At 71.0% G+C, this 26,009-nt stretch carries 28 protein-coding genes and 1 tRNA gene; 5 read left to right on the top strand and 24 right to left on the bottom strand.

Annotation, left to right across the window (positions count from 1 at the left end):
• Window positions 1–9: 9 nt before the first annotated feature.
• From AB3M81_RS16190 to AB3M81_RS16245, 12 genes are all read right to left on the bottom strand, one after another.
• Entirely contained in the window at window positions 10–381 is a 372-nt protein-coding gene (locus AB3M81_RS16190) for a F0F1 ATP synthase subunit epsilon (RefSeq protein WP_412904960.1), read from the bottom strand.
• Window positions 382–392: 11 nt separating this feature from the next.
• A complete protein-coding gene (gene atpD, locus AB3M81_RS16195) occupies window positions 393–1,847 on the bottom strand; it encodes a F0F1 ATP synthase subunit beta (RefSeq protein ID WP_489671982.1) in 1,455 nt (484 codons plus the stop codon).
• A 10-nt stretch (window positions 1,848–1,857) separates the two neighbouring features.
• Window positions 1,858–2,787: a F0F1 ATP synthase subunit gamma gene (locus AB3M81_RS16200; protein ID WP_412904961.1), complete on the bottom strand. Its 930-nt coding sequence runs from the start codon at window positions 2,785–2,787 to the stop codon at window positions 1,858–1,860.
• A gap of 2 nt (window positions 2,788–2,789) precedes the next feature.
• Window positions 2,790–4,433: a F0F1 ATP synthase subunit alpha gene (atpA, locus tag AB3M81_RS16205; RefSeq protein WP_412904962.1), complete on the bottom strand. Its 1,644-nt coding sequence runs from the start codon at window positions 4,431–4,433 to the stop codon at window positions 2,790–2,792.
• A 39-nt stretch (window positions 4,434–4,472) separates the two neighbouring features.
• The gene (locus tag AB3M81_RS16210) at window positions 4,473–5,276 is read right to left on the bottom strand and encodes a F0F1 ATP synthase subunit delta (RefSeq protein ID WP_412904963.1); all 804 of its coding nucleotides are present in this window, start codon (window positions 5,274–5,276) and stop codon (window positions 4,473–4,475) included.
• The gene (locus AB3M81_RS16215) at window positions 5,276–5,818 is read right to left on the bottom strand and encodes a F0F1 ATP synthase subunit B (protein WP_412904964.1); all 543 of its coding nucleotides are present in this window, start codon (window positions 5,816–5,818) and stop codon (window positions 5,276–5,278) included. Before AB3M81_RS16215 ends, AB3M81_RS16210 begins: the two co-directional genes overlap by 1 nt.
• A gap of 19 nt (window positions 5,819–5,837) precedes the next feature.
• The gene (gene atpE, locus AB3M81_RS16220) at window positions 5,838–6,029 is read right to left on the bottom strand and encodes an ATP synthase F0 subunit C (protein WP_412905017.1); all 192 of its coding nucleotides are present in this window, start codon (window positions 6,027–6,029) and stop codon (window positions 5,838–5,840) included.
• Window positions 6,030–6,126: 97 nt separating this feature from the next.
• Window positions 6,127–6,933 (bottom strand): F0F1 ATP synthase subunit A, encoded by an 807-nt coding sequence (atpB, locus tag AB3M81_RS16225; protein WP_412905018.1) that lies wholly within the window; start codon window positions 6,931–6,933, stop codon window positions 6,127–6,129.
• A 69-nt stretch (window positions 6,934–7,002) separates the two neighbouring features.
• Window positions 7,003–7,134, bottom strand: a complete 132-nt coding sequence (locus AB3M81_RS16230) for a hypothetical protein (protein WP_412904965.1) — start codon at window positions 7,132–7,134, stop codon at window positions 7,003–7,005.
• Between the two features lie 171 nt (window positions 7,135–7,305).
• Entirely contained in the window at window positions 7,306–7,731 is a 426-nt protein-coding gene (locus AB3M81_RS16235) for a Cg1360 family ATP-synthase-associated protein (protein ID WP_412904966.1), read from the bottom strand.
• Window positions 7,728–8,852, bottom strand: coding sequence for an MraY family glycosyltransferase (locus tag AB3M81_RS16240; RefSeq protein WP_412904967.1), 1,125 nt, complete (start codon window positions 8,850–8,852; stop codon window positions 7,728–7,730). The genes AB3M81_RS16235 and AB3M81_RS16240 overlap by 4 nt, the downstream gene beginning before the upstream one ends.
• Window positions 8,845–9,498: an L-threonylcarbamoyladenylate synthase gene (locus AB3M81_RS16245; RefSeq protein WP_412904968.1), complete on the bottom strand. Its 654-nt coding sequence runs from the start codon at window positions 9,496–9,498 to the stop codon at window positions 8,845–8,847. The genes AB3M81_RS16240 and AB3M81_RS16245 overlap by 8 nt, the downstream gene beginning before the upstream one ends.
• A gap of 121 nt (window positions 9,499–9,619) precedes the next feature.
• Here AB3M81_RS16245 and AB3M81_RS16250 point away from each other — a divergent pair, with 121 nt between their 5' ends.
• Both AB3M81_RS16250 and AB3M81_RS16255 read left to right on the top strand, forming a co-directional pair.
• Window positions 9,620–10,486: a DMT family transporter gene (locus tag AB3M81_RS16250; protein WP_412904969.1), complete on the top strand. Its 867-nt coding sequence runs from the start codon at window positions 9,620–9,622 to the stop codon at window positions 10,484–10,486.
• A 156-nt stretch (window positions 10,487–10,642) separates the two neighbouring features.
• Window positions 10,643–11,611 (top strand): hypothetical protein, encoded by a 969-nt coding sequence (locus AB3M81_RS16255; RefSeq protein WP_412904970.1) that lies wholly within the window; start codon window positions 10,643–10,645, stop codon window positions 11,609–11,611.
• Window positions 11,612–11,718: 107 nt separating this feature from the next.
• Here AB3M81_RS16255 and prmC read toward each other — a convergent pair whose 3' ends face one another.
• The 3 genes from prmC to rpmE form a co-directional block, all read right to left on the bottom strand.
• Window positions 11,719–12,561, bottom strand: coding sequence for a peptide chain release factor N(5)-glutamine methyltransferase (gene prmC / locus AB3M81_RS16260; protein WP_412904971.1), 843 nt, complete (start codon window positions 12,559–12,561; stop codon window positions 11,719–11,721).
• On the bottom strand, window positions 12,558–13,622 hold the full coding sequence (gene prfA / locus AB3M81_RS16265; RefSeq protein WP_412904972.1) for a peptide chain release factor 1: 1,065 nt from the start codon (window positions 13,620–13,622) through the stop codon (window positions 12,558–12,560). Before prfA ends, prmC begins: the two co-directional genes overlap by 4 nt.
• An 81-nt stretch (window positions 13,623–13,703) precedes the next feature.
• Entirely contained in the window at window positions 13,704–13,910 is a 207-nt protein-coding gene (gene rpmE, locus AB3M81_RS16270; protein ID WP_412904973.1) for a 50S ribosomal protein L31, read from the bottom strand.
• Between the two features lie 156 nt (window positions 13,911–14,066).
• On the opposite strand from rpmE, the gene AB3M81_RS16275 reads away from it, so the two are divergent.
• Window positions 14,067–14,387, top strand: coding sequence for a hypothetical protein (locus AB3M81_RS16275; protein ID WP_412904974.1), 321 nt, complete (start codon window positions 14,067–14,069; stop codon window positions 14,385–14,387).
• A 10-nt stretch (window positions 14,388–14,397) separates the two neighbouring features.
• Here the strand turns inward: AB3M81_RS16275 and AB3M81_RS16280 are convergent, their stop codons facing one another.
• The 9 genes from AB3M81_RS16280 to AB3M81_RS16320 form a co-directional block, all read right to left on the bottom strand.
• Complete coding sequence (locus AB3M81_RS16280; protein WP_412904975.1) at window positions 14,398–14,880, bottom strand: glutathione peroxidase; 483 nt, start codon at window positions 14,878–14,880, stop codon at window positions 14,398–14,400.
• 74 nt (window positions 14,881–14,954) lie between these two features.
• On the bottom strand, window positions 14,955–16,898 hold the full coding sequence (gene rho, locus AB3M81_RS16285) for a transcription termination factor Rho (RefSeq protein WP_412904976.1): 1,944 nt from the start codon (window positions 16,896–16,898) through the stop codon (window positions 14,955–14,957).
• A 154-nt stretch (window positions 16,899–17,052) separates the two neighbouring features.
• On the bottom strand, window positions 17,053–17,931 hold the full coding sequence (gene thrB, locus AB3M81_RS16290) for a homoserine kinase (protein ID WP_412904977.1): 879 nt from the start codon (window positions 17,929–17,931) through the stop codon (window positions 17,053–17,055).
• Complete coding sequence (gene thrC, locus AB3M81_RS16295; protein ID WP_412904978.1) at window positions 17,931–18,992, bottom strand: threonine synthase; 1,062 nt, start codon at window positions 18,990–18,992, stop codon at window positions 17,931–17,933. Before thrC ends, thrB begins: the two co-directional genes overlap by 1 nt.
• Entirely contained in the window at window positions 18,992–20,314 is a 1,323-nt protein-coding gene (locus AB3M81_RS16300; RefSeq protein ID WP_412904979.1) for a homoserine dehydrogenase, read from the bottom strand. Before AB3M81_RS16300 ends, thrC begins: the two co-directional genes overlap by 1 nt.
• Window positions 20,315–20,403: 89 nt before the next feature.
• A complete protein-coding gene (locus tag AB3M81_RS16305; RefSeq protein WP_412904980.1) occupies window positions 20,404–21,747 on the bottom strand; it encodes an MFS transporter in 1,344 nt (447 codons plus the stop codon).
• Window positions 21,748–21,862: 115 nt separating this feature from the next.
• The gene (gene lysA / locus AB3M81_RS16310) at window positions 21,863–23,257 is read right to left on the bottom strand and encodes a diaminopimelate decarboxylase (protein ID WP_412904981.1); all 1,395 of its coding nucleotides are present in this window, start codon (window positions 23,255–23,257) and stop codon (window positions 21,863–21,865) included.
• Between the two features lie 2 nt (window positions 23,258–23,259).
• Window positions 23,260–24,924: an arginine--tRNA ligase gene (gene argS / locus AB3M81_RS16315; RefSeq protein WP_412904982.1), complete on the bottom strand. Its 1,665-nt coding sequence runs from the start codon at window positions 24,922–24,924 to the stop codon at window positions 23,260–23,262.
• 22 nt (window positions 24,925–24,946) lie between these two features.
• The gene (locus AB3M81_RS16320) at window positions 24,947–25,327 is read right to left on the bottom strand and encodes a response regulator (protein ID WP_412904983.1); all 381 of its coding nucleotides are present in this window, start codon (window positions 25,325–25,327) and stop codon (window positions 24,947–24,949) included.
• Window positions 25,328–25,386: 59 nt separating this feature from the next.
• Here AB3M81_RS16320 and AB3M81_RS16325 point away from each other — a divergent pair.
• Window positions 25,387–25,458, top strand: a tRNA-Arg gene (locus tag AB3M81_RS16325).
• Window positions 25,459–25,540: 82 nt separating this feature from the next.
• Complete coding sequence (locus AB3M81_RS16330) at window positions 25,541–26,008, top strand: PPOX class F420-dependent oxidoreductase (protein ID WP_412904984.1); 468 nt, start codon at window positions 25,541–25,543, stop codon at window positions 26,006–26,008.
• The last annotated feature ends 1 nt before the right edge of the window (window position 26,009 follow it).

Consider the following 26,009-nt stretch of genomic DNA (forward strand, 5'->3'; position numbering starts at 1 on the left):
CGATCACCATCAGGACGCCTTGCCGATCAGGCGCAGCTTCGCCTCGGCACGACGGACGGCCAGCTCGTCGTCCGACGAGCGAGCGTCCTCCAGCTCCGCGTTCGTGGCGGCCTCGTCGACCTCGTCGCGCAGGGCGATGTCCTCGGACAGGATCGACACGCGGTCGGCGGCCACCGAGATGAATCCCTCGCTGACGGCCGCGCGCACGACATCACCCTCGGACGGGTGGATCTCGACGACGCCGGGCACCAGCAGCGACAGCAGCGGCGCGTGGCCGGTGAGGACGCCGATGTCGCCCTCGGCGGTGCGCGCGATGACCTCGCGCGCCTCGCCCGACCACACGACGCGGTCCGCCGCGACGAGCTCGATCTGCAGTGTCATGTCAGCGGACCTCAGGAGTTCTTCTGGATCTCGGCCCACTTCGCGTCGACGTCGTCCAGACCGCCGCACATGAAGAACGCCTGCTCGGCCACGTGGTCGTACTCGCCGTCGCAGATCTTGGTGAACGCGTCGATCGTCTCGTCGAGCGGGACGGTCGAGCCCTCGATGCCGGTGAACTGCTTGGCCACGTACGTGTTCTGCGACAGGAAGCGCTGGATGCGACGCGCGCGGGCGACGATCGTCTTGTCCTCCTCGCTGAGCTCGTCGACACCGAGGATCGCGATGATGTCCTGGAGCTCCTGGTTGCGCTGCAGGATGCCCTTGACGCGGTTCGCGGTGTTGTAGTGGTCCGCCGAGATGTAGCGCGGGTCGAGGATGCGCGACGTGGAGGTCAGCGGATCCACGGCCGGGTAGATGCCCAGCGACGCGATCTCACGGCTCAGCTCGGTCGTGGCGTCCAGGTGCGCGAACGTCGTGGCCGGGGCCGGGTCCGTGTAGTCGTCGGCGGGCACGTAGATCGCCTGCATCGAGGTGATCGAGTGACCGCGCGTCGACGTGATGCGCTCCTGCAGGACGCCCATCTCGTCGGCCAGCGTGGGCTGGTAGCCCACGGCCGAGGGGACGCGACCCAGCAGGGTCGAGACCTCCGAGCCGGCCTGCGTGAACCGGAAGATGTTGTCGATGAACAGCAGCACGTCCTGGTTCTGGACGTCGCGGAAGTACTCGGCCATCGTCAGGGCCGACAGGGCGACGCGCAGGCGCGCTCCCGGCGGCTCGTCCATCTGGCCGAAGACCAGCGCGACCTTGTCGAGGACGCCGGACTCCTCCATCTCGACGATGAGGTCGTTGCCCTCACGCGTGCGCTCGCCGACACCGGCGAACACGGACACGCCGTCGTGGTCCTTCGCGACACGCGCGATCATCTCCTGGATGAGCACGGTCTTGCCGACGCCGGCGCCGCCGAACAGGCCGATCTTGCCGCCGAGCACGTAGGGCGTCAGCAGGTCGATGACCTTGATGCCGGTCTGGAACATCTCGGTCTTGGACTCGAGCTGGTCGAAGGCGGGGGCCTTGCGGTGGATGCCCCAGCGCTCGTTGACCTCCCACGTCTCGCCCTCGGCCAGGTTCATGACCTGACCGGTGGTGTTGAAGACCTTGCCGAGCGTCTGGTCGCCGACGGGCACCGAGATGGGCTCGCCGGTGTCGGTGACCGTGGAGCCGCGGACGACGCCGTCGGTCGGACGCAGGCTGATCGCGCGGACCATGCCGTCACCGATGTGCTGCGCGACCTCGAGGGTCAGCGTCTCCTTGGTGCCGGCCACCTCGGTGTCGACCAGCAGGGCGTTGTAGATGTCCGGCATCTGGTCGGCCGGGAACTCGATGTCGAGCACCGGGCCGATGACCCGGGCGACGCGGCCGGTCACGGCGGCCGAGCCGGTGGTGGTCTCTTCGACGGTTGCAGTCATGGTGTCTTCCTCAATCGGACTGAGCGGCATCGGCGAGGGCGTTCGCGCCACCCACGATCTCGCTGATTTCCTGGGTGATGCCGGCCTGGCGGGCCTGGTTCGCCAGACGGGTGTACTTCTGGATGAGGTCCTCGGCGTTGTCCGTCGCGGACTTCATGGCCTTCTGGCGCGCGGCGAGCTCGGAGGCGGACGCTTGCAGCAGGCAGGAGTAGATGCGGCTGTAGAGGTACTTGGGCAGCACGGCCTCGAGCACCTCGGTCGCGCTCGGCTCGAACTCGTAGAGCGGCAGGACCTCGGACTCCTCGGGAGCCGACTCACCCTCGACGATCTCGAGCGGGAACAGGCGGATCACCGACGGCTCCTGCACGAGCATCGACCGGAAGCGCGTGAAGACGACGTACAGCTCGTCGACGGCGTGCTCCGGATCGATGGCCTCCTCGGCCGTCTCGTGCTGGGCGCCGCGCTTGATCAGCTCGTCGCCGATCGCCCGGGCGTCGTCGTAGCTGGGCTTGTCGGAGAACCCGGTCCAGGACTTCACGTACGGACGCTGGCGGAAGTTGAAGTACGACTCCGCCTTGCGGCCGCTGATGAAGTACGAGACCTCCTTGCCCTCGCCACGCAGGCGCTCGGCGAGCTGCTCGGTCTCCTTCAGCACGCTCGAGGCGTACGCACCGGCGAGGCCGCGGTCGCTGGCGATGACCAGGATCGCCGCACGCTTCGCGTTCGGGTTCTCCGTGGTCAGCACGTGCTCGACGTTCGAGTACGTGGCCAGGGCCGACACCGCACGCGTCAGCTCACGCGCGTACGGTGCGGCCGCGGCGGCCGCCTGCTGGGCCTTGATGATGCGCGACGCGGCGATCAACTCCATCGCACGCGTGATCTTCTTGGTCGACTGCGTCGACCTGATCTTCGCGCGGTACTCGCGGAGTGAGACGGCCATCGTCAGCCTCGCTTCTGCTTGACGATCTGCTCCTGCTCGACCTCGTCGTCAGCGAGCGCGTCGAACTCCTCGTGTCCGGCCTTGATGGACTCGCCATCGCTGGTCTCGAACTGGTCGAGGAAGGAGTCGTACGCACCCTCGAGAGCCTGCGCGCTGGAGTCCTCGAACTTGCCGCTCTCGCGGATCGCGTCCAGGACACCGGCGTGCGAGCGCTTGACGTAGTCCAGGAACTCGCTCTCGAAGCGGTGCACGTCGGAGACGGGGACCGCGTCGAGCTTGCCCGAGGTGGCGGCCCAGATCGAGACGACCTGCTGCTCCATCGGGAACGGGTTGTACTGCGTCTGCTTGAACAGCTCCATGAGGCGCTGGCCACGCGCGAGCTGGGCCTTGGACGCGGCATCGAGGTCGGACGCGAACATCGCGAACGCCTCCATGGCGCGGTACTGGGCCAGCTCGACCTTCAGCGAGCCGGTGACGGCCTTCATCGCCTTGGTCATGGCGGCACCACCGACGCGCGACACCGAGATGCCGACGTCGACGGCGGGGCGCTGGTTGGCGTTGAACAGGTCCGACTGCAGGAAGATCTGGCCGTCGGTGATCGAGATGACGTTGGTCGGGATGTAGGCCGACACGTCGTTGGCCTTCGTCTCGATGATCGGCAGGCCCGTCATCGAGCCGGCGCCGAGGTCGTCGCTGAGCTTGGCGCAGCGCTCGAGCAGCCGCGAGTGCAGGTAGAACACGTCGCCGGGGTACGCCTCGCGGCCCGGCGGGCGGCGCAGCAGCAGCGACACGGCGCGGTAGGCCTCGGCCTGCTTCGACAGGTCGTCGAAGATGATCAGGACGTGCTTACCGGCGTACATCCAGTGCTGGCCGATGGCCGAGCCGGTGTACGGCGCCAGGTACTTGAAGCCCGCCGAGTCCGACGCGGGAGCCGCGACGATCGTCGTGTACTCCAGGGCGCCGGCGGCCTCGAGCGCACCGCGCACGGAGGCGATGGTCGAGCCCTTCTGGCCGATGCCGACGTAGATGCAGCGGACCTGCTTGGACGGATCGCCCGACTCCCAGAACGGCTTCTGGTTGATGATCGTGTCGATCGCGATGGCCGTCTTGCCGGTCTGGCGGTCGCCGATGATCAGCTGGCGCTGGCCGCGGCCGATCGGGGTCAGCGAGTCGATCGCCTTGAGGCCGGTCATGAGGGGCTCGTGGACGCTCTTGCGCTGCATGACGGTGGGCGCCTGCAGCTCGAGGGCGCGACGGCCCTCGATGCCCGTGATCTCGCCCAGGCCGTCGATCGGGTTGCCCAGCGGGTCGATGACGCGACCGAGGTAGCCCTCGCCCACGGGGACCGAGAGGACCTCGCCCGTGCGCTTGACCTTCTGGCCCTCCTCGATGCCCTCGAAGTCACCGAGGACGACGACACCGATCTGGCGGACGTCGAGGTTCAGCGCCAGGCCGAGGGTGCCGTCCTCGAACTCGAGCAGTTCGTTGGCCATGGCCGAGGGAAGACCCTCGACCTGCGCGATGCCGTCAGCCGCCGACGCAACCACGCCGACCTCTTCGGTCTCGCCCTGCGTCGGGGTGTAGTCCGACACGAACTTCTGCAACGCGTCGCGGATCTCCTCCGGACGAATCGAGAGTTCAGTCATGCTGTGTGCCTGCCTTCTTGTGCGAACGATGCGTTCTGGTCAGCCTGCGATGCGCCGGCGGGCGGCCTCGAGGCGGGTGGACATGGTGGCGTCGACGACCTCGTCGCCCACGGAGACGGCGATGCCGCCGATGACGGACGGATCGACCACGGTGTTGAGCTGGATCGACCGGCCGTAGCGCGCCGAGAGCGCCGAGGTGAGGCGCTCGCGCTCGGTCTCGTCGAGCTCGTAGGCGACCCGGGCGACCGCGATGAGGCGGTCCTCGCGCGACGCGACCTGACGGCTGAACGCGTCGAGGACCTTCTCGAACGAGCCGGTCCGCGCCACCGACGCCTGCGTGAGCAGCGCCAGCGTGGCCTCGGAGACCTTGCCGCCGAAGACGTCCCTGATCAGCGTGGCCTTCGCCGCCGCCGGGACCGTGCGGTCCGCGACGACCTGGCGCAGCTCGGCCGACTCGTGGATGACCCGGCCGGCCTCGAAGAGCTCGTTCTCGAGCACGTCGCCCTGGCCGGCGGCGTCGGCGGACCGCGTGAACGCGGCCACACCGGCGATCTCCAGACCGTCCGTCAGGTCACGACCGGCCGCCCAGCGGCCGCTGACCGCGGCGTCGATGACCGACGTCGTGGCCGCGCTGACCTTCCCGCCGAAGATGCCGGCGACGAGCGAGCGCTTGCCACCGGCCTCGATCGACGGGTCGGTGAGCAGGCGCCGTGCCGCGACAGCGGTGTCGAGGGCCTCGACGACGCCGAACAGCTCGGCACCGACCTCGGCCGCCGACGGACCCGGAACAGCGGAGACCGCGTCCAGGGTCGCGTCGAGTGACTTGGCAGACGATCCACGCATCAGTTGGCCGACCCCTCGAGCTCGTCGATGAAGCGCTGGACGCTCCGTCGCTGGGCGTCGGTGTCGGCGAGGGACTCGCCCACGATCCGGCTGGCCAGATCCGTGGCCATGCCGCCGACCTCGGTCTTGAGCTGGGCGATCGCCTGCTGACGCTCAGCGGCGATCTGCGCCTGCGCCGCGGAGATGATGCGGGCGGACTCGGCCTGAGCCTGCTCGCGCATCTCGACGACGATCTGCGCACCCTGCTCGCGGGCCTCCTCGCGGATGGCCGCAGCCTCGTGACGAGCCTCGGCCAGCTGCGCCGTGTACTGCTCGAGCGCGGCCTGGGCCTCCTTCTGGGCCGACTGCGCTTCCTCGATGCCGCCCTCGATGGCAGCCGTCCGCTCGGCGTAGGCCTTCTCGAAGTTCGGAACGATGAACTTGCGCACCAGCCAGTAGAGGATCGCGAAGACAACCAGCGACAGCACGACCTCGGAGAGGATCGGCACCAGCGGGTTGTGCTCCTCGCCCTCGGCAGCCGAGGCGAGAATCGTGGAGTACATCAGTCAGTTCCTGACGTGGTCAGAGGACGAAGGCGAGCGCGATGCCGATGATGGCCAGGGCCTCGGCAAGGGCGAAGCCGAGGATCGCGATCGACTGGAGGCGGCTCTGAGCCTCGGGCTGACGCGCCACGCCGTTGATGTAGGCGGCGAAGATCAGACCGATGCCGATGCCCGGGCCGATGGCGGCCAGGCCGTAGCCGATCATGTTCATGGAGCCGGAGAGGTCCACGGTTTTTCCTTTCGTTGGCGACGCGGGACGCGCCGTCGGTGTGCGAAAACTGAGGGCTATGCAGTTGTGGTCCGACGCATCAGTGCTCGTCGGCGAGTGCCCCACCGATGTACATCGCGGTCAGCAGGGTGAAGACGTAGGCCTGCAGGAACAGGACCAGCAGCTCGAGGAAGCTCACGAGGATGCCCATGATGAAGGACAGCACGCCGACCGGCGCGTACCACGGGTTGCCCGAGTCGAGGATGAGGTAGGCCGCACCGGTCGCGAACAGGATCAGCAGCAGGTGGCCGGCGAACATGTTGGCGAAGAGACGCAGTGCCAGCGTCGCGGGGCGGACGAGGATCGTGGAGAGGAACTCCAGCGGGATGATCAGCAGCAGGATCGGGCCCTTGATGCCGCCGGGGACGGTCACGGCCTTGAGGTAGCCGCCGAAGCCGTGCTTGGCGATGCCGACGCCGTTGTAGATGACCCACACGAGCAGGGCGATCGGCACGACGAAGCCGAAGCGCGAGAACGAGGGGAACTGCAGGAACGGGATGAGGCTGAAGTAGTTGTTCACCAGGACGAACGTGAACAGCGCGAACAGCAGCGGCACGAACCGGAGGTAGTCGTGCGAGCCGATCGAGTCACGCGCGACGCCGTTGCGGACGAAGCCGTAGACGTACTCGCCGGCGAACTGCAGGCGGCCGGGAACGACGGCCTTGTTCTTCGAGGCGGCCCAGAAGAAGCCCACGATGAGCGGCACCGACAGGATCAGCAGCAGCATCGGCTTGGTGACGTCGAGCCCACCGATCGAGAAGACCGGCGGCAGTTCGAAGCTGGCGGGTCCGGGGGCGGCGAAGCCCTCCCCGGAGCCCGAGGCGGCGTTCAGCACGGCGGTCGTCACGGTGGACAATCGTTCACCCTTCTGTGGCGCTGGGCCCTGTCGGCCCGACGTCGGTCGGCAGTTCGCTGGTCAGCTCTCGCGCTGCGCCATGAAGACGGTGTAGATGCCCAGTGCGGCACCGACCACGACTCCGATGGCGACCATGAACGACGTGTCCCACCAGCGATCGAGCAGGAAGCCCGCCCCACCGTAGAAGATCACACCCGCAGTCACTCGCCCGAAGGCGACCCACGGATCCTGCGGTGGGGGTGTGTCGTTCATCGCCCCTTGAATCTATCAGGCCCGCTTGCATCCTCTGCAGGCAGGTCGTGAAACTTTTCACTCGGCCCGGGCGAACGGCCTCGCGCACGCGGGTCGGGGCCGTTTTTCGCGTCAGGAACGGGCCGAATCGCCCTCGTCGTGACGCTCGGGGAGGTCGTAGACGGGGGTGCGCTCACGGGTCGCGTCGAGCACGCGCAGGAACAGCCAGGCGAGCGTCGTGGCGATGACGGTGACCGACACCGACTCGGGGTCGATCGGCCCGGACTCCCCCGCCGAGCGCTGCAGGACGAGAAACAGCGCCAGCAGCGCCACGACCTTGGTGACGAAGAAGATCATCGCGAACAGCAGCGACAGCGTGGGCGTCGCCTTGGCGACGGGGCCGAGCACCGTGGGCGTCGCGCCGAAGAACAGCATCACGACGCCGCCGCCGATGAGCGCGCCCAGCAGGCCCGGTCCCCCGGCGACGAGCGCCGCGACCACGGCACAGACGGCGATCGCCGCGAGAGCGCCCCACGGGGCGAGACGACGACGACTCATGACCAGACCTTCTTCTCGAGACGGGGCAGCAGGAAGATCGCGGCGGCCACGAGCGCGGTCAGCAGCGCGATCGCGACGAACAGCTGCCAGCCGCTGAACAGGCCGATCGCGACGACGCCGAACGCGACGAGCGCGGCTCCGGCGTACATCAGCAGGACCGCGCGACGGTGCGAGTGGCCGATCTCGAGCAGCCGGTGGTGCAGGTGCATCTTGTCCGGGCTGAACGGCGAGCGGCCGGCGCGCGTGCGGCGCAGCACGGCCAGCCCCATGTCCAGGAACGGCACGGTGAGGATCGCGATCGGCAGCACGAGGGGCAGGATCGCCGCGGGCAGCAGGCTGGACTCGGCCCCGCCGATGCCCTCGGACAGGCTCGTGGCCGGGAACTGGCCGGTGAGGCTGATCGACGAGCACGCCAGGACGAAGCCCAGCAGCATCGAGCCGGAGTCGCCGATGAACATGCGGGCCGGGAAGAAGTTGTGCGGCAGGATGCCCAGGCACGCGCCGGCGAGGCTGATCGTGAGGATCGCGGTGGCGACGGCGCGGGTCTCGCCGTTCTCGACGGCCAGCGTGAAGGCGTAGACGAAGAACGCGATCGAGCCGATGGCCGCCATGCCCGCGGCGAGGCCGTCGAGGCCGTCGACGAAGTTCATCGCGTTGGCGGTGGCGACGATGAGGAAGACCGTCAGGATCATCGCCTGCGCCTGGTCCAGGCCGAGGTACGTGTTCGGCAACGGCAGGTAGACGAAGTGCAGGCCCATCGCCACCGTGATGACGCCGGCGAGCACCTGTCCGGCGAACTTGCTGAGCGCGTCGAGCTCGAACAGGTCGTCGATGATGCCGACGAGGCAGATGACCATCCCGCCGACGAGGACGGCGCGCACGTCGGCGTAGAGGGACTCGTCGCCCATCGACAGGAACGGCAGGTGGGTCGCGGTCAGGTACGCCGCGAGGAGCCCGCCGAGCATCGCCGGCCCGCCGAAGTACGGCGTCGGGATCGCGTGGACGTCGCGGTCGCGCACCTTGGCGACGGCGCCGAGCTGCTGGGCGGTCTGGCGAGCGATCGACGACAGCAGGTAGGCCACGCCGATCGCGACGCCGAAGATGACGAGGTACTCACGCACCGGCTCCGCCCCCGGCCGGCTCGATCGTGTTGTTGAACCGATGCAGCGTGGCCAGGTCGACGGCACCCTGGCGCAGCACGCGCGGCACGGGACCGGTGACGTCGAGGATCGTGGAGGGTGTGGAGCCGGCCGAGGGACCACCGTCGAGGTAGACCGCGACGGACTCCCCCAGCATCGCCTCGGCCTCGTCGACGCTCGTGGCGGCGGGTCGGCCGCTGAGGTTGGCGCTGCTGACGGCCGTGGGGCCGGCCTGGCGCAGGACCGCGCGGGCGCGCTCGTCGTCGGGCACGCGGACGGCGACCGTGCCGTGGGTCTCGCCCAGGTCCCAGGTCAGCGAAGGCTGCGCGCGCAGCACCACGGTGAGGGGTCCGGGCCACAGCTCGTCGAGCATCGACTGCAGCCACGACGGCGGGCGCTCGGCGACGAGGGCATCCAGCGTGGCGGGGTCGGCGATGAGCACCGGCGGCGGCATGTCGCGGCCGCGGCCCTTCGCCTCGAGCAGGCGCGCCACCGCGGCCGGGTCGAACGCGTCGGCGCCCACGCCGTAGACCGTGTCCGTCGGCAGCACCACGAGAGCCCCGTCCCGGAGCGCCGCGCTGGCGGCGTCGACGGCGGCGTCCAGATCCGTGGAGCAGTCGAACCTCATACGCCCAAGATTAGGGGGCGCCGACCTCACCCATGCGTGCGGTCGCTTGGTGCCCCGCGGATACGATCGTGCTGATGTGCTCTCCTGAAGCGGTGGTCGCGGGCCCGGCGGCTCGCCGGCCATGACCCCCTCCCCCGCCCTCGCGGCCACCCTCGCGCTCTGCTCGGCGCTGGGCTTCGCCTTCTCGACCTCGTTCCAGCACCTGGCCGCCGGGCGCGTGCAGCTGACGGTGACGCATCCGCTGCTGGTCCTGCTGCAGCTGCTGCGCAGTCCGCGCTGGCTGGCGGGAAGCTCGATCGGGCTCGTCGCCTGGCTGCTGCACGCCGTCGCGCTGAACCTCGGAACGCTGTCGCTCGTGCAGCCGATCATCCTGCTGGGCGTCGTGCTCGCCGTCGTGGTGCGCTCCGTGCTGGACCGCCGCCTGCCCGAGGCGCGCGAGATCATCGGGGTCGTCGTCACGATCGCGTCGCTCATCGCCGTCGTGTCCGTGGCGGACCGGAGCCACGACGGGCGTGACGCGCCCACCGCATGGATGCTCACGGTCGCCGGCACCGGCGTCGTCATCGCGCTCGTCGTCACCCGCTTCGGGAACCAGCTGCCCCGGCGCGGTGTCGCGGCGTTCGTCCTCGGCATGACCGCGGGCATGCTCTTCGGCATCACGGCCTGCCTCATGAAGGTCGTCGGCACGGCGATCTCCGACCACGGCATCGTCGGGTTCCTGGCCACGTGGTCGCCGTGGGTGCTGCTGGGCTGTGCGCTGTTGGCGATGTCGCTCAACCAGCGCGCCTACCAGCTGTCCCGCCTCTCGCACTCGATGCCCGTCCTGAACGTGACGTCGGTGCTGCTGTCGATCCTGCTGGGCGCCCTGCTGTTCGACGAGACCCTGCCGACCAACCCGCTCGCGCTCACCGTCCAGGCCGTCGGCCTCGTCGGCATCGCCTGGGGCCTGTTCCGCATCGCCGACTCCGGCCGCGCCCGCGTCGCCTGACCTGCCGCGCCCCTGTTCACGCGAGTGGCGCAAAAGTGCCCGCCACTCGTCGAGTGGCGGGCGTTTCCGCGCCACTCGCGACCCCCGTTAGCGCCACTCGGCGACACCTGTGGATCAGCAGTCGACGCCGGCCCGTCGAGCCTCGAGGCTGGCGCGATGGAGCCCATCCTGCACCGAGCCGCCGCCGAGCACGGACTGACCGTCAAGCAGCTGCGGAGCCGGTCCTTCGCCCATCCCGTCAACGGCGTCGCGACGGCGGCCAGCGCGACGGACCTGCGCACCCGCACGCTCGCCGCGCTGCGCGTCATGCCGCGCGACGCCGTCGCCACCCACGTGACCGCGGCGGCGCTGCGCGGCTGGGCACTCCCACGCGGCCTCGACGTCCCCGTCATCGTCTGCACCGACGGTAATGCTCCGCACCTCGACCGCCGTGGCGTCTACGTCCGCCGGTGCGCCATCCCGCCTCGCCACCGGACCTCGCTGGACGGGGTCACGATCGCGTCGGCGGAGTGGACGGTCGTCGAGCTCGCCGAGACGCTGAGCCTGCTGGACCTCGTCACGGTCATCGACTCCGCCCTGGCCGCCGGGGACACGACGCTGCCGCACCTGCGCGAGGCCCTGGTTCCGGGTCGCCGCGGTGTCCGGACGCTTCGCCGGGCGCTGCTGTACAGCGACGGACGCAGCGAATCGGCCGGTGAGTCCGCGCTGCGCCTGGTGCACACCCTCAGCGGCATCGACGTCGACAGCCAGGTCGAGCTGCGTGACCGTGACGGAACCCTCGTCCTGCGGCTCGACCTTCGCGTGCGCGGGACGTCCTACGCGCCCGAGTTCGACGGAGCCGACCACCGCGACCCGCGGACCCACCGCAGAGACCTGCGGCGCGAGCGTTCACTGCACGGGTGGGGCATCCAGCGCGCGGGCTGGACGTTCGTCGAGATCTGCCGGCAGCCCGAGGAGATCGTGCGGATGGCCTCCGAGGCGCTGGGTCGTCCTGGTGCGTTCAACGCGGCGGACGCCCGCGCTGCCGTCTCGGCGTCGAGCCTGACGGCGGACGGGATGCGTGCCTTGGAACGGCGGATGGCGCGATTCGTCCGGTCGTCACCACCGAGGTCGCGGCGGTCCTGACCCTCCAGTGGCGCACACCGGGGTCGCGAGTGGCGCAAAGATGCCCGCCACTCGTCGAGTGGCGGGCGAATTTGCGCCACTCGCGCTTCAGGAGGGCGAACGTCGGGTCAGGGACGGCGGGCGGTGACGTAGCGGGGGCGGTCGGCGAGGTCGCGGTGGTCGCGGACCTCGGCCCAGCGGGGCGTGAAGACGGCCGGGGCGGACTCGCCCTGGGCGTCGGCGTGCTCGGCGCCCACCACGCCGCCCGGCCGGAGCAGGCGCCACGCGACCTGCTCGACGACCCGCATCGCGTCCAGGCCGTCGTCGCCGGACCACAGCGCCAGGTCGGGGTCGTGGTCGCGCGCCTCGGGCGCGACGGACTCCCAGGCGTCGAGCGGGATGTACGGCGGGTTGACGACCACGACGTCCACCTCGCCGTCGAGGTCGGTGAACGCGTCGGCCATGTCGCCGCGGCGCAGGTCCACCCCCGTGCCGTCGAGGTTGCGCACTGCCCAGCCGTAGGCGGACTCGTCGAGCTCGACCGCGTGCACGCGGGCCTCGGGCACCTCGTGCACGACCGAGAGCGAGATCGCGCCGGAGCCGGCGCACAGCTCGACCACCACGGGCTGGCGACCCTGTGCCAGGACCTCGCGCGCCGAGTCGATCGCCCAGCCCGCGAGCAGCTCGGTCTCGGGCCTCGGGACGAAGACGCCCGGGCCGACCTCGAGGTCGACGTGGCGGAACGCGGCCGAGCCCGTGATGTGCTGCAGCGGCACTCGGCGGGCCCGGGCGGCGATCATCTCGAGGTACGTGCGGCGCTGCGCATCGTCCACGCGCGCGGTCAGCGTGAGCAGCGCGCGAGGCATGCCCGTGACGTGGCTCAGCAGCACCTCGGCGTCGTGGCGCGGCGAGGCGACGCCGGCGTCCTCCAGCGTGGCCGCGGACTCCTCGAGCAGCCGGCGCGTGCTCACGCGCCCTCCTCCAGCGCCGCGAGCCGCTCGGCGAGGTCCGCCTCGACGAGCGAGCCGATGACGTCGTCGAGCGCCCCGTCCATGACCTGGTCGAGGTTGTAGGCCTTGAAGCCCGTGCGGTGGTCCGAGATCCGGTTCTCGGGGAAGTTGTAGGTGCGGACGCGCTCGGAGCGGTCCACCGTGCGCACCTGCGAGCGGCGGGCGTCGGAGGCCTGCGCGTCGGCCTCGGCCTGCGCCGCGTCGAGCAGGCGCGAGCGCAGGATCCGCAGCGCCTGCTCCTTGTTCTGCAGCTGCGACTTCTCGTTCTGGCAGCTCACCACGATGCCGGTGGGCAGGTGGGTGATCCGCACGGCCGAGTCGGTCGTGTTGACGCTCTGGCCGCCGGGACCGGACGAGCGGAAGACGTCGATGCGCAGGTCGTTGTCGTTGATCTGGACGTCGACGTCCTCGGCCTCGGGCAGGACGAGCACGCCGGCCGCGGACGTGTGGATGCGGCCCTGCGACTCGGTCACCGGGACCCGCTGGACGCGGTGCACGCCGCCCTCGAACTTGAGCATCGCGTACGGGGCCTCCCCCGGCTCGGGCGTGCCCTTGGCCTTCACGGCGGCGGTCACGGACTTGTAGCCGCCCAGCGCCGTGTCGGTGGCGTCGAGGATCTCGACCTTCCAGCCGTGCTGCTCGGCGAAGCGCGAGTACATGCGCAGCAGGTCGCCGGCGAACAGAGCGGACTCCTCGCCGCCCTCGCCGCCCTTGATCTCGAGGATGACGTCCTTGTCGTCGGCTGGGTCGCGCGGCACAAGCATGCGCTCGAGGCGGGCGGCCAGCTCGGGGACGCGGCGCTCGAGCTCAGCGGCCTCGTCCTCCATGTGCAACTCCTGCGCCGCGACGAGGTCCTCGGCGGCCTCGCGCCACTCGCGGTACGTGCGCACGATCGCCGTCAGCTGTGCGTACCGCCGGCCGAGGTCGCGCGCGAGCCTCGGATCGGCGTGCACGGCGGGATCGGCCATGCGCTGCTCGAGGCGGCCGTGCTCCTCGATCAGGGTCTCCACGGCTTCGAACATGACCTCACCTGCCTCGACTGTCTCCGGACACGACAACGGCGCCGACCTCTCCGTGACGGAGAAGCCGGCGCCGGAGAAGCCTTACTTCTTGCCGTAGCGCTTCTCGAACCGGGCCACGCGGCCGCCGGTGTCGAGGATCTTCTGCTTGCCCGTGTAGAACGGGTGGCACGCCGAGCACACGTCGGCGCGCACGACGCCGTCGGCGGCGGTGCTGCGGGTCGTGAACGAGTTGCCACAGGTGCAGGTGACCTGGGTCTCCACGTAGGTGGGGTGGATGTCCTTCTTCATGATGTCCTCTCGTGCGGCCGCCGGGTCAGGACGCGGGCGCGTCCCGTGAACCGGAACCAGGGATCGATTCTGCCATTCGGCACTGGCATAACCCAAATCGGGTCCGATCTGTTCCCGCTGGTCGGCACGGTGCCGGCGGGGCTTACTATGACGACCATGAACTCCGGCCGCCTCAAGACCATCGCCATCTCGCTGGTGCTGCTCGTCGTGGTCGGAGCCGCGAGCATGTACATCGCCACCGAGTACGGCACGAGCCGCGCGATCACGGTGCTCGTCGCCGTCGCGCTCGTCGCCGGGCTGACGTGGCTCGTCCTCATGATCGTGTCGATCCTGACCGCCACGAGCGCACGCCGCGAGCGGGCCGACGACGCGTGGAAGGAGAAGGACGAGCAGCTGCGCCCCATCGAGCGCCGCACGATCATCCTGCCGGAGGAGCGCCGCAACCCCGGCCGCCGGCGCAAGAACCCCGAGGCCTGACGCCCGCCGGTCAGGCCGGCAGCAGCGCCTCGATGTCCTTCGCGATGTCCTGCGGCTTCGTCGTGGAGCCGTAGCGCTTGACCACGTTGCCCTCGGGGTCGACCAGGAACTTGGTGAAGTTCCACTTGATGGCGCCGCCCAGCACGCCCGACTTCTCGGACTTGAGCCACTGGTAGAGCGGGTGGGCGTCCTTGCCGTTGACGTCGACCTTGGCGAACATCGGGAACCTGACGCCGAACTGCGACTCGCAGAACGTGGAGATCTCGTCCTCGGTGCCCGGCTCCTGGTGGCCGAACTGGTCGCACGGGAAGCCCAGCACGACGAAACCGCGCGAGGCGTACTGGTCGTACAGGTCCTGCAACGGGCCGTACTGCGGCGTGAAGCCGCACTGCGAGGCCGTGTTGACGACCAGCGCGACCTTGCCGCGGTAGTCGGCGAGCTGCTGCTCGATCCCGTCGATGGTGGTGGCGCTGAAGTCCCAAGCGGTGGTCATGCGGCGAGCCTAGCGACGAAGGCCCGGCCCCTCACGGGGACCGGGCCTTCGTGCTGCGGCGTGAGCCGGGACGATCAGTTGCCGTCGTTGGTGGCGCCGGGCATCGTCTTGTTGAGCTCCATGAGGAACTCGACGTTGTTCTGCGTCTTCTTGAGCTTGCCCAGGATGAGCTCGAGGCCCTGCTGGCCCTCGAGGCCCGAGAGCAGGCGGCGCAGCTTCCACACGATGGCGAGCTCGTCGCGGGCCATGAGCAGCTCCTCACGGCGCGTGCTGGAGGCCTCGACGTCGATCGCCGGGAAGATGCGCTTGTCGGCGAACTCGCGGCGCAGGCGCAGCTCCCAGTTGCCGGTGCCCTTGAACTCCTCGAAGATCACCTCGTCCATGCGCGAGCCGGTCTCGATGAGCGCGGTCGCCAGGATGGTCAGCGAGCCGCCGTCCTCGATGTTGCGCGCCGCACCGAAGAACTTCTTCGGCGGGTACAGCGCCGAGGAGTCGACGCCACCGGACATGATGCGGCCCGACGCGGGCGCGGCCAGGTTGTAGGCGCGGCCCAGGCGGGTGATGCCGTCGAGCAGCACGACCACGTCGTGACCGAGCTCGACGAGGCGCTTCGCGCGCTCGATGGCCAGCTCGGCGACCGTCGTGTGGTCGGCGGCGGGACGGTCGAACGTCGAGGCGATGACCTCGCCCTTGACGGTGCGCTGGAAGTCGGTGACCTCCTCGGGACGCTCGTCGACGAGGACGATCATCAGGTGGCACTCGGGGTTGTTCTCGGTGATCGCGTTGGCGACCTGCTGCATGACCATCGTCTTGCCCGCCTTGGGCGGCGAGACGATCAGGCCACGCTGGCCCTTGCCGATCGGCGACACGAGGTCGATGACCCGACCGGTCAGGCCACCGGCCTGGCTCTCGAGGCGCAGGCGCTCGGAGGGGTAGAGCGGCGTGAGCTTGGAGAAGTCGACGCGGCGCTTGGCCTCGTCGGCGTCCATCCCGTTGACCGAGTCGACCTTGACCATCGGGTTGAACTTCTCCTTGCGCTCGCCCTCGCGGGGCTGGCGCACCTGGCCGGTGATCGCGTCACCGCGGCGCAGGCCGAGCTTGCGCACGAGCGACATCGAGACGTAGACGTCGTTCTCGCTGGGCAGGTAGCCCGTGGTGCGCACGAACGCGTAGTTGTCGTGGATGTCGAGGATGCCCGCGGCGGGGACGAGCACGTCGTCCTCGGTGTAGGTCGGGTTGTCGTCGAGGGTGCGGCTGCCGCCCCGGTTGCGACCGCGACGGTTGCGGCGACGGCCGCCCTCGTCGTCCTGGTTGCGGTCGTTGCGGTCGTTGCGGTCGTTCCGCTCGTTGCGGTTCCGGTTGCCCTGGCCGCGGTCGCCCTGCTCGCCGCCCTGGCGGTTGCGGTCGCCCTGCTCGCCGCCCTGGCGGTTGCGGTCGCCCTCGCCGCGGTTGCGGTCCTGGCCCTCGCCGCGGTTGCGGTCGCGGTTGCGCTCGCCGCCCTGGCGGCCCTCGCGCTTGTCGCCCTGCTCGTCCGACTTCTCGGCCTTCTCGGGCTTGTCCTGCTTCTCGGACCGGCCGGACGTGGCGTCCGCCGTGTCCGGCGTGTCCTGCTGGTCGGCCTTGGGGGCCTTCTCCGGCCGCTCGCCCTGGTCGGCGCGCTCGGCCTGCGGCTGCTCGGCCGGCTTCTCCTGCGTCTCGGCGACCGGCTCGGCCTTCGCGGCCTTGGGGGCACGGCCGCGGCGCGTGGCCTTCGGCTCGGGCGCCACGTCGGGGAGGGTGTCCTGGCTGGCGCGCGGCGCCTCGGCCGGCTTGGCGTCACCGCGGGCGGCCTTGATGGCGTCGATCAGCTGGCCCTTGCGCATCTTGGCGGCACCTTCGATGCCGAGGCCGGCGGCGATCTCCTGGAGCTCGGCGATCACCTTGCCGCCGAGCGCACCCCCGGTCTTGCGGGGGGCCTTCGCGGGAGCCTTCTCGGCACCGTCCGCGGGAGTGGGATCGACCGTGGTTGATTCCGTCACACGTTGTCCTTATCGGGAGGCCACGGTCCTGTCTCGGCGCTCAGTCAGGAGGACTGACGTCGCGTACAGGAGCGCCCGTATCCGACGGGCTCAGAAGTGGCATGGTGTCGGGGAGAGGAACTCGAACTCCGACATTTCCCACTCTAACACGGGGTCAGGACACCACGTGTGCGCCGTGCGGCGACACGCCCAGCTCCCTGCGCTCCCATCCTTCCGGGGTCCAGTCCTCGAGTCCCTGGGCGAACGCGAGCACCGTCGGGCCCGCGCCGGAGATGACCGCCGGGACGCCCTCGACGCGCAGCTGGCGCACGAGCTTGTAGGAGTCGGGCATGGCCTCGGCGCGATAGGTCTGGTGCAGCCGGTCCTCGGTGGCCGAGATGAGCCGCTCGGGCGCCGACGTCAGCGCGGCGACCAGCAGCGCGGCGCGGCCGGCCGAGAACGCGGCGTCGCCGTGCGGCACCGTCTCGGGCAGCAGCCCGCGCGCGAGCTCGGTGGAGACGGGCGCCGGCGGCACGAACACCGTGATCGGCACGTCGACGTCGAGGCGCAGGACCTCGGGCGCCGCGCCCTCGATCCACGAGATCGTGAAGCCGCCGCGCAGGGCGGGGGCGACGTTGTCGGGGTGGCCCTCGAGGTCGGTGGCCAGGCCGAAGAGCGTCGTGTCGTCGACGCGGTCCTCTCCCCCGACGACGAGCGCGCGCGCCAGCAGCACGCCTGCCGCGATCGCGGCCGCCGAGGACCCGAGGCCGCGGCCGTGCGGGATCGTGTTGCGGCACGTCAGGTGCAGTCCGTCCGGCTTCTCCGAGAGCAGGTCGAACGCCGCGTCCATCGCGCGGTACAGCAGGTGCGACTCGTCGCGGGGCACCTCGTCGGCGCCCTCGCCCTCGATGTCGAACGTCAGGCCGGCACCGGTGGCCTCGGCCGTGACCTCGTCGAACCACGTGAGCGCGAGTCCCAGGGAGTCGAAGCCCGGGCCCAGGTTGGCGCTCGTGGCGGGCACCCGGACGGTGACCGGCCCGTCGACGAACGGCATCAGAGCCCGGCCGCCTCGGCCGCGGCGTGCACGTCCGCGTCGACGACGGTGTCGACGACCGAGCCGATCTCGGCCAGCGGCGTGTCGATGTCCTTGAGGCCGTGGCCCGTGACGGTGATCGTGATCGTGAGGCCCTCGGGCACCTCGCCCTTCGCCGCGGCGGCCAGCAGGCCGGCGACGCCGGCGGCGGAGGCCGGCTCGACGAAGATGCCCTCGTGACGGCCCAGCTCGCGCTGCGCCTGCAGGATCTGCTCGTCGGTGACGGCGTCGATGCGGCCGCCGCTCTGGTCGCGGGCGTCCTCCGCGAGGGTCCACGAGGCCGGGTTGCCGATGCGGATCGCGGTGGCGACGGTCTCGGGCTCGGTGACGACCTGCCCACGCACGATGGGCGCGGCGCCGGCGGCCTGGAAGCCCCACATCTGCGGGCGCGAGGAGGCGTCGCCGGACTCGTGGTACTCCACGAAGCCCTTCCAGTACGCGCTGATGTTGCCCGCGTTGCCGACGGGGAGCACGTGGATGTCGGGCGCCTTGCCCAGAACGTCGACGATCTCGAAGGCGGCGGTCTTCTGGCCCTCGAGGCGCATCGGGTTGACCGAGTTGACCAGCGCGACCGGGTACTCCTTGGCGAGGCCGCGCGACATGTTGAGGCAGTCGTCGAAGTTGCCGCGGACCTGGATGATGTCGCCGCCGTGCATGACGGCCTGGGCCATCTTGCCCGCGGCGATCTTGCCCTGCGGGACGAGCACGATGGGGGTCAGGCCCGCGCGCGCCGCGTACGCCGTCATCGACGCCGAGGTGTTGCCGGTGGAGGCGCACACGACGGCCTTCGCTCCGTCGGCCAGCGCGGCCGTGATGGCGGTCGTCATGCCGCGGTCCTTGAAGGAGCCCGTGGGGTTGTCGCCCTCGACCTTGACGAAGACGTCACCGCGGACGACGCCGGACAGCCACGGCGAGTGGATGAGCGGCGTGCCGCCCTCGCCGAGCGACACGACCGTCGCGCCGGCGTCCAGCGGGATCCGGTCCCGGTACTCCTCGATGACTCCACGCCACGGGCTGGCCATCACGACACTCCTTCGACTCGCATGACCGACGACACCCCGCGCACCATCTCGAGCTCGCGGATCTGTCCGACGGTGGCGGCCAGGGCCGCATCGTCTGCTTCGTGGGTGACGACGACCAGCTGGGCGTCGTCGCCGCGGCCCTCCTGGCGGACCGTCTTGATCGAGACGTCGTGGACCGCGAACGCCTGCGCGACCGCGGCGAGCACGCCCGGACGGTCGTCGACGTCGATCGAGACGTGGTAGCGGGTGCGGGCGCGGCCGATGTCGAGGACCTCGACCTGCGCGTGGGCGGTCTCGCCGGGGCCGAAGACGCCCTCGACCCGGTGGCGCGCGACCGTGACGACGTCGCCCAGGACCGCGCTGGCCGTGGGGGCGCCGCCGGCGCCGGGGCCGTAGAACATGAGCTGGCCCGCGGCCTCGCTCTCGACGAACACGGCGTTGTAGGCGCCGCGCACGCTGGCGAGCGGGTGCGTGCTCGGGATCATCGCCGGGTGCACGCGGGCCGAGACGGCCGTGCCGTCCTCGTTGATCTCGCAGATCGCGAGCAGCTTGACGACGCCGCCCATCTCGCCGGCCGAGCGGACGTCGGCGGCGGTGACCTCGGTGATGCCCTCGCGGTGCACGTCGCCGATCGTGACGCGGGTGTGGAACGCCAGCCCGGCGAGGATCGCGGCCTTCGCGGCGGCGTCGAAGCCCTCGACGTCGGCCGTGGGATCGGCCTCGGCGAACCCGAGGCGCTGGGCCTCCTCGAGCGCCTCGTCGAAGCCGGCGCCGGTCGACGTCATGGCGTCGAGGATGAAGTTGGTGGTGCCGTTGACGATGCCCAGCACGCGCTCGACGCGGTCGCCGGCGAGGGACTCGCGCAGCGGGCGCACGATCGGGATGGCACCGGCGACGGCGGCCTCGTAGTACAGGTCGCGCTCGGCCTTCACGGCCGCCTCGTAGAGGGTGTCGCCGTCCTCGGCGAGCAGCGCCTTGTTGGCCGTGACGACCGACGCGCCGTTCTCGAGGGCGGCGAGGATCAGCTCGCGGGCCGGCTCGATGCCGCCGATGACCTCGATGACGACGTCGAGGTCGCCGCGCGTCACGAGCCCGTGGGCGTCGGTGGTGAACAGCTCGGCCGGCAGGTCGAGGTCGCGCGTGCGCTCGAGGCGGCGGACGGCGATGCCGACCAGCTCGACGGGGGCGCCGACGCGACGGCCCAGCTCCTCGGCGTCGCGCACGAGGAAGCGGGCCACCTCCGTGCCGACGACACCGCAGCCGAGCATCGCGATGCGGATCGGGCGGGCTCCGAGGGGAGCCTCGGGCGAGGTCGTGGTCACCGGGTCAGCCTATCGGCCGCCGACCGCCCCCGGACCCGGGGCGCGGAGGTCGAGACGTGCGGGCGCCCCCGCCCGCCCGCACGCCCGGCTCACCGCTCGCGCAGGCGGCCGCTCAGCACGAGCGCGCCGAGGGCCACGACCGGCGAGGCCCCGAGCACGACGGCGAACGCCGCCTCGCCCGAGTGCGCGAGCAGCGCGGCGAACACGGCGCTGCCCACGGCGAGGCCGAGCGCCTGCACGACGGCGTCGTTCGTCTGCATCGCGGCGCTCGCGGCACCGTGCTCGCCGGCGGGCGCCGTCTCCAGCAGCAGCACCGACAGCGTGGAGGTCGCCATCCCCATGCCCAGCCCCGCGAGCGGCCACAGCAGGACGAGCGCCGCCAGGGGCACCGCCTCGACCAGCACGAGGCCGCCCGCGACACTGCCGACGGCCACGAGCGCGACGCCGAGGCGGACGCGCTGGTGCTTGTCCGCCAGCGCCGGGACGTTCGCCGCGAGCCAGGACCCGCCGAACCACAGCACCGCTCCCCCGGTCAGGACCATCCCGCCCTGCGTCGGCGTCAGGCCGCGGTGCTCCACCAGGGCGAGCGGGAGGTACGCCTCGACGCCGAAGAACGCCAGCGACACGACACCGCGCGTGGCGATCACCGCAGGCAGCCCGCGCCGGCCCGTCCAGGTGCCCGAGGGCAGCAGTCGCGGCACCGCCAGGACGGCGGCGAGCAGGCCGGCGGCCACGAGCGCCCACCAGCCGGCGAAGCCGCGCTGGCCTCCGACGCTGACGGCCAGCACGGACAGGGCCGCGGCCGTCGCGAGGCCGAGCCGCCGAGGGCTCAGCCGCACGTGCCCGTGGGCGCCGGGCATGCCGAGCGCCGGCGAGAGCAGCGCGGCGGCGAGCAGCGCGGGGACGATCGCGCCGAGGACCGCCCACCGCCAGCCGACGGTCTCGGCGATCCACCCGGCGATCGGCGGGCCGACCAGCGCGGGCAGCACCCATGCGGAGGTGACGATGACGAAGACGCGCGGCCGGACGTGCTCGTCGAAGGCCTGCCCGATGAGGACGTAGAGCGCCACGAGCGTCAGTCCCTGGCCGAGGCCCTGGACGGCGCGGCCCAGCACGAAGACCTCCATCGCGGGCGCCGTGCCGGCGATGACGAGCCCCGCGATGAAGCCGGCGACGCCGGTCAGCAGCGGGACGGTCGGGCCCTCGCGATCGCACCACGGGGCGGACACGGTCATCGTGACGACCGACGCGGCCAGCATGATCGCGAACGAGACACCGACGAGGGGCAGCCCGTCGAGGTCGTCGGCCACGAGCGGCAGCGCCGTCGCGATCGCGTACGCCTCGAAGGCGAAGAGGAAGGCGGTCGAGAAGACGCCGGCGACGACGGCGGCCTGCGGCCCCGTCCAGAGCCGCTCGCGCTCGATGATGCTCACGCGCGGCTCTCCTCGGGGACGTGCTGGCACAGGACTGGCATGGGTTCTCCTTCAGTGGACTCCCCGCCAGCAGACAACCTCAACCTCAGTTGAGGTCAAGCCAGGGCGACCGAGGTCACTCCACGTCGAGGCGGAGCAGGTCCTCCTCGGTCTCGCGGCGCAGGATCAGCCGGGCCTCGCCGTCGCGCACCGCCACCACCGCGGCCCGCGGGACGTGGTTGTAGTTGCTGGCCAGCGAGCGGCAGTAGGCGCCCGTGCCGGGCACCGCGAGCAGGTCGCCGGCCGCGATGTCGGACGGCAGGAACTCGGACTTCACGACGATGTCACCGGACTCGCAGTGCTTGCCGACGACGCGCGCCAGCGCGGGTCGCGCCTCGGACTCGCGCGACGCGAGGGTGCACGAGTAGTCGGCCCCGTAGAGCGCGGGACGGATGTTGTCGCTCATGCCGCCGTCGACCGAGACGTACAGGCGCGAGCCGCCGCCGTCGAGGCCGACGGCCTTCGTCGTGCCGACCTCGTAGAGCGTGAACGTGGACGGGCCGGCGATGGCGCGGCCCGGCTCGATCGACAGCTGGGGCACCTCGACGCCGAGCGCGGCGCACTCGTCGGTGACGATCTTGACGATCTCGCGGCCGAGGTCCTCGGGCGCGCGCGGATCGTCCTGGGTCGTGTAGGCGATGCCGAACCCGCCGCCGAGGTCGAGCTCGGGCGCGGTGACGCCGAGCTCGCGGGCGATCTGGTCGTGCAGGCGCAGCACGCGTCGCGCGGCGACCTCGAAGCCGTCGGTGACGAAGATCTGCGAGCCGATGTGCGAGTGCAGGCCCAGGAAGTCCAGCCCCTCCGTCGCGAGGACGCGGCGCACGGCGTCGAGGGCGGCGCCGTCGGAGATCGAGAAGCCGAACTTCTGGTCCTCGTGCGACGTGGAGATGTACTCGTGGGTGTGCGCCTCGACGCCCGCCGTGACGCGGACCATGACGGGCGCGCGCACGCCGAGCTCGGCCGTCAGCGCGCCGAGCCGCTCGATCTCCTCGAAGGAGTCGATCACGATGCGGCCCACGCCGACCTCGAGGCAACGGCGCAGCTCGGCCACCGACTTGTTGTTGCCGTGGTGGCCGATGCGCTCGGGCGGGAACTCCGCGCGCAGCGCGACCGCGAGCTCGCCGCCCGTGCACACGTCGAGGTTGAGGCCCTCCTCGGCGATCCAGCGCGCCGTCGCGACGCACAGGAACGCCTTGCCGGCGTAGTAGACGTCCGCCGTCGGGAACGCCGCCTTGAAGGCGCGCGCCCGTCCGCGAAAGTCGTCCTCGTCGACGACGTAGAGCGGCGTGCCGAACTCCTGCGCGAGCTCGGTGGCGGTCTCGCCGGCCACCGTCAGGACGCCGTCGACCTTGCTGACATTGGCGGACCACAGGTGCGGGACGAGCTGGTTGGCGTCGTCGGGCTCGCGCAGCCACTCGGGGCCGCGCGTGCCCGCCTGGCCGTGCAGGGCACCGGCCTCGTGCGATCGCATCGTCACATCCGTTCCGGCGCCGAGACGCCCAGCAGGCCCAGGCCGTTCGCGACGACCTGGCGGGTGGCCGCGACCAGCACGAGGCGGGCGCGGTGGGTGTCGGTGGGCTCCTCGTCGCCCTGGGGCAGCACGCGGCACTCGTCGTAGAACTTGTGGAACGTGGAGGCCGTGTCCTCGAGGTACCGCGCGATGCGGTGCGGCTCGCGCAGCTCGGCGGCGCGCTGGACGACGCGCGGGAACTCGGCCAGAGCGCGCAGCAGGTCGCCGGCGCGCTCCTCGACCAGCAGCGACGGGTCGAACGCGGCCAGGTCGGCCTCGAGGCCCAGGTCGCGGCCGTTGCGCAGGATCGACGAGAGCCGCGCGTGGGCGTACTGGACGTAGTACACGGGGTTGTCGTTGCTGGCGCTCGCCCACAGGTCGAGGTCGAGGTCGATCGTGGAGTCGGTCGAGTACCGCGCCAGCGCGTACCGCGCCGCGTCCACGCCGATCGCGTCGACGAGGTCCTCGAGCGTGATGACGGTCCCGGCGCGCTTGCTCATGCGCAGCGGCTGGCCGTCGCGGAGCAGGTTGACCATCTGGCCGATGAGGATCTCGAGGTTGACGCCCGGGGTGTCGCCGAACGCCGCGCACATCGCCATCATGCGGGCCACGTAGCCGTGGTGGTCCGCGCCGAGCATGATGATCGACCGGTCGAAGCCGCGCTCGCGCTTGTCGAGGTAGTACGCCAGGTCGCCGGAGATGTAGGCCGGCTGCCCGTCGGACTTGATGACGACGCGGTCCTTGTCGTCGCCGTAGTCGGACGTGCGCAGCCACTGCGCGCCGTCGGACTCGTACATCTTGCCCAGCTCGGTCAGCCGCGCGATGGCGCGCTCGACGGCACCGGACTCGTGCAGGTCGTTCTCGTGGAAGTACACGTCGAAGTCGACGCCGAAGTCGTGCAGGCTCGCCTTGATCTCGGCGAACATCAGCGCGACGCCCTCGGCGCGGAACAGCTCGTGCGCCTCGTCGTCGGGCAGCGTGGCCGCATCGGGATGCTTGGCCGTGATCGTGGCGGCGATGTCGTGGATGTACTGGCCGCCGTAGCCGTCCTCGGGGGTCGCCTCGCCGCGCGCCGACGCCAGCAGCGACCGCGCGAAGCGGTCGATCTGGGCGCCGTGGTCGTTGAAGTAGTACTCGCGGGTGACGTCGCCGCCGCTGAACTCGAGCAGCCGGCCCAGCGAGTCGCCCACGGCCGCCCAGCGGACGCCGCCGATGTGGATCGGGCCGGTCGGGTTGGCGCTGACGAACTCGAGGTTGATCCGCTCGCCGGCGTACGTGTCGTTGCGGCCGTAGCCCCGGCCCGCCTCGAGGACGTGTCGGGCGATCTCGCCCTGGGCGCCCGCGGCGACGCGGATGTTGAGGAAGCCGGGACCGGCGACCTCGGCCCCGGCGATGCCGTCCGTGGCGCCGAGCTCGGCCGCCAGCAGGTCGGCGAACTCACGGGGGTTCATGCCGGCCTTCTTGCCCAGCTGCAGCGCGATGTTGGTGGCGTAGTCGCCGTGCTCCTTGACCTTCGGTCGCTCGACGCGCACCGCCGTGGGAAGCGCGTCGGGAAGGGTCACGCGGCCCGCGTCCACGAGGGACGTCAGGGCGCGGACGATGGTGTCGGAGAGCTGCTCGGGGGTCACCGGTCAAGCCTATCGGCCTGCGCTACCGCCGAGATTCGTGGACCCGGCGCACCGCCTCGACGAGCACGTCGGGGTCGAACGGCTTGATGACGTACTCGTCGACGCCGGCCGCGGCGGCGCGGTTCATGTCGATCTGCTGGCTCTGCGTAGACACCATGACCAGGCCGATCCCGGCGTAGTCCGGGTTGGCCCGGATGCGGGTGATGGCCGTGACGCCGTCCATGCGGGGCATGACCATGTCCATCGTGACGACGTCCGGGAGCGTCTCGGCGGCCGCCAGGATGTCGAGGCAGTCCTGCCCGTCGGAGGCCTCGGTCACCTCGAAGCCGGCCAGCTCGAGATTGGTGCGGATGAGGAACCGGATCGACGGGGTGTCGTCGACGACCAGCACGGTGGGGGGCACGAGGACAACGCTACTCGTGCGCTACCGTTGACTGTCGCGTTGTCCACGCGACACGACGGGCCCCCGTAGCTCAGGGGATAGAGCACCGCCCTCCGGAGGCGGGAGCGCAGGTTCGAATCCTGCCGGGGGCACCGCGACGAGGGTCCGTCCTGAGGGGCGGGCCCTTCTTCGTTGCGGTCGCCGCGGCGGCCCCTTCGTACCAAGATGCGTCCCATGGCCCGATCCATCGCCACGAACACCCCCGTCGACCGCGACGAGATGCTCGACTTCGTCCGTCCCCGGCACCGCTTCGTCCTCCTCACGCGTCGCCGCGACGGCGCTCCGCAGGCCTCCCCCGTCACCGGCGGCGTCGACGACTCCGGCCGCCTCGTCGTCTCGACCTATCCCGAGCGAGCGAAGGTCCACAACGCACGCCGCGACGAGCGCGTCAGCGTCGTGGTCCTGTCGGACGAGTGGGACGGGCCGTGGATCCAGGTGGACGGCACGTGCGAGGTGCTGGACGTGCCCGAGGCCGTCGAGCCGCTCGTGGAGTACTTCCGCAACATCGCCGGCGAGCACTCGGACTGGGACGAGTACCGCCGGGCGATGGTGGAGCAGGGCAAGTCCCTGCTGCGGATCACGCCGACGCGCTGGGGCCCGATCGCGACGGGCGGGTTCCCCGCGCGCCTCGCGGACTCCTGAG

The organism is Aeromicrobium jepli, assembly GCF_047246605.1.
Classification (GTDB): domain Bacteria; phylum Actinomycetota; class Actinomycetes; order Propionibacteriales; family Nocardioidaceae; genus Aeromicrobium.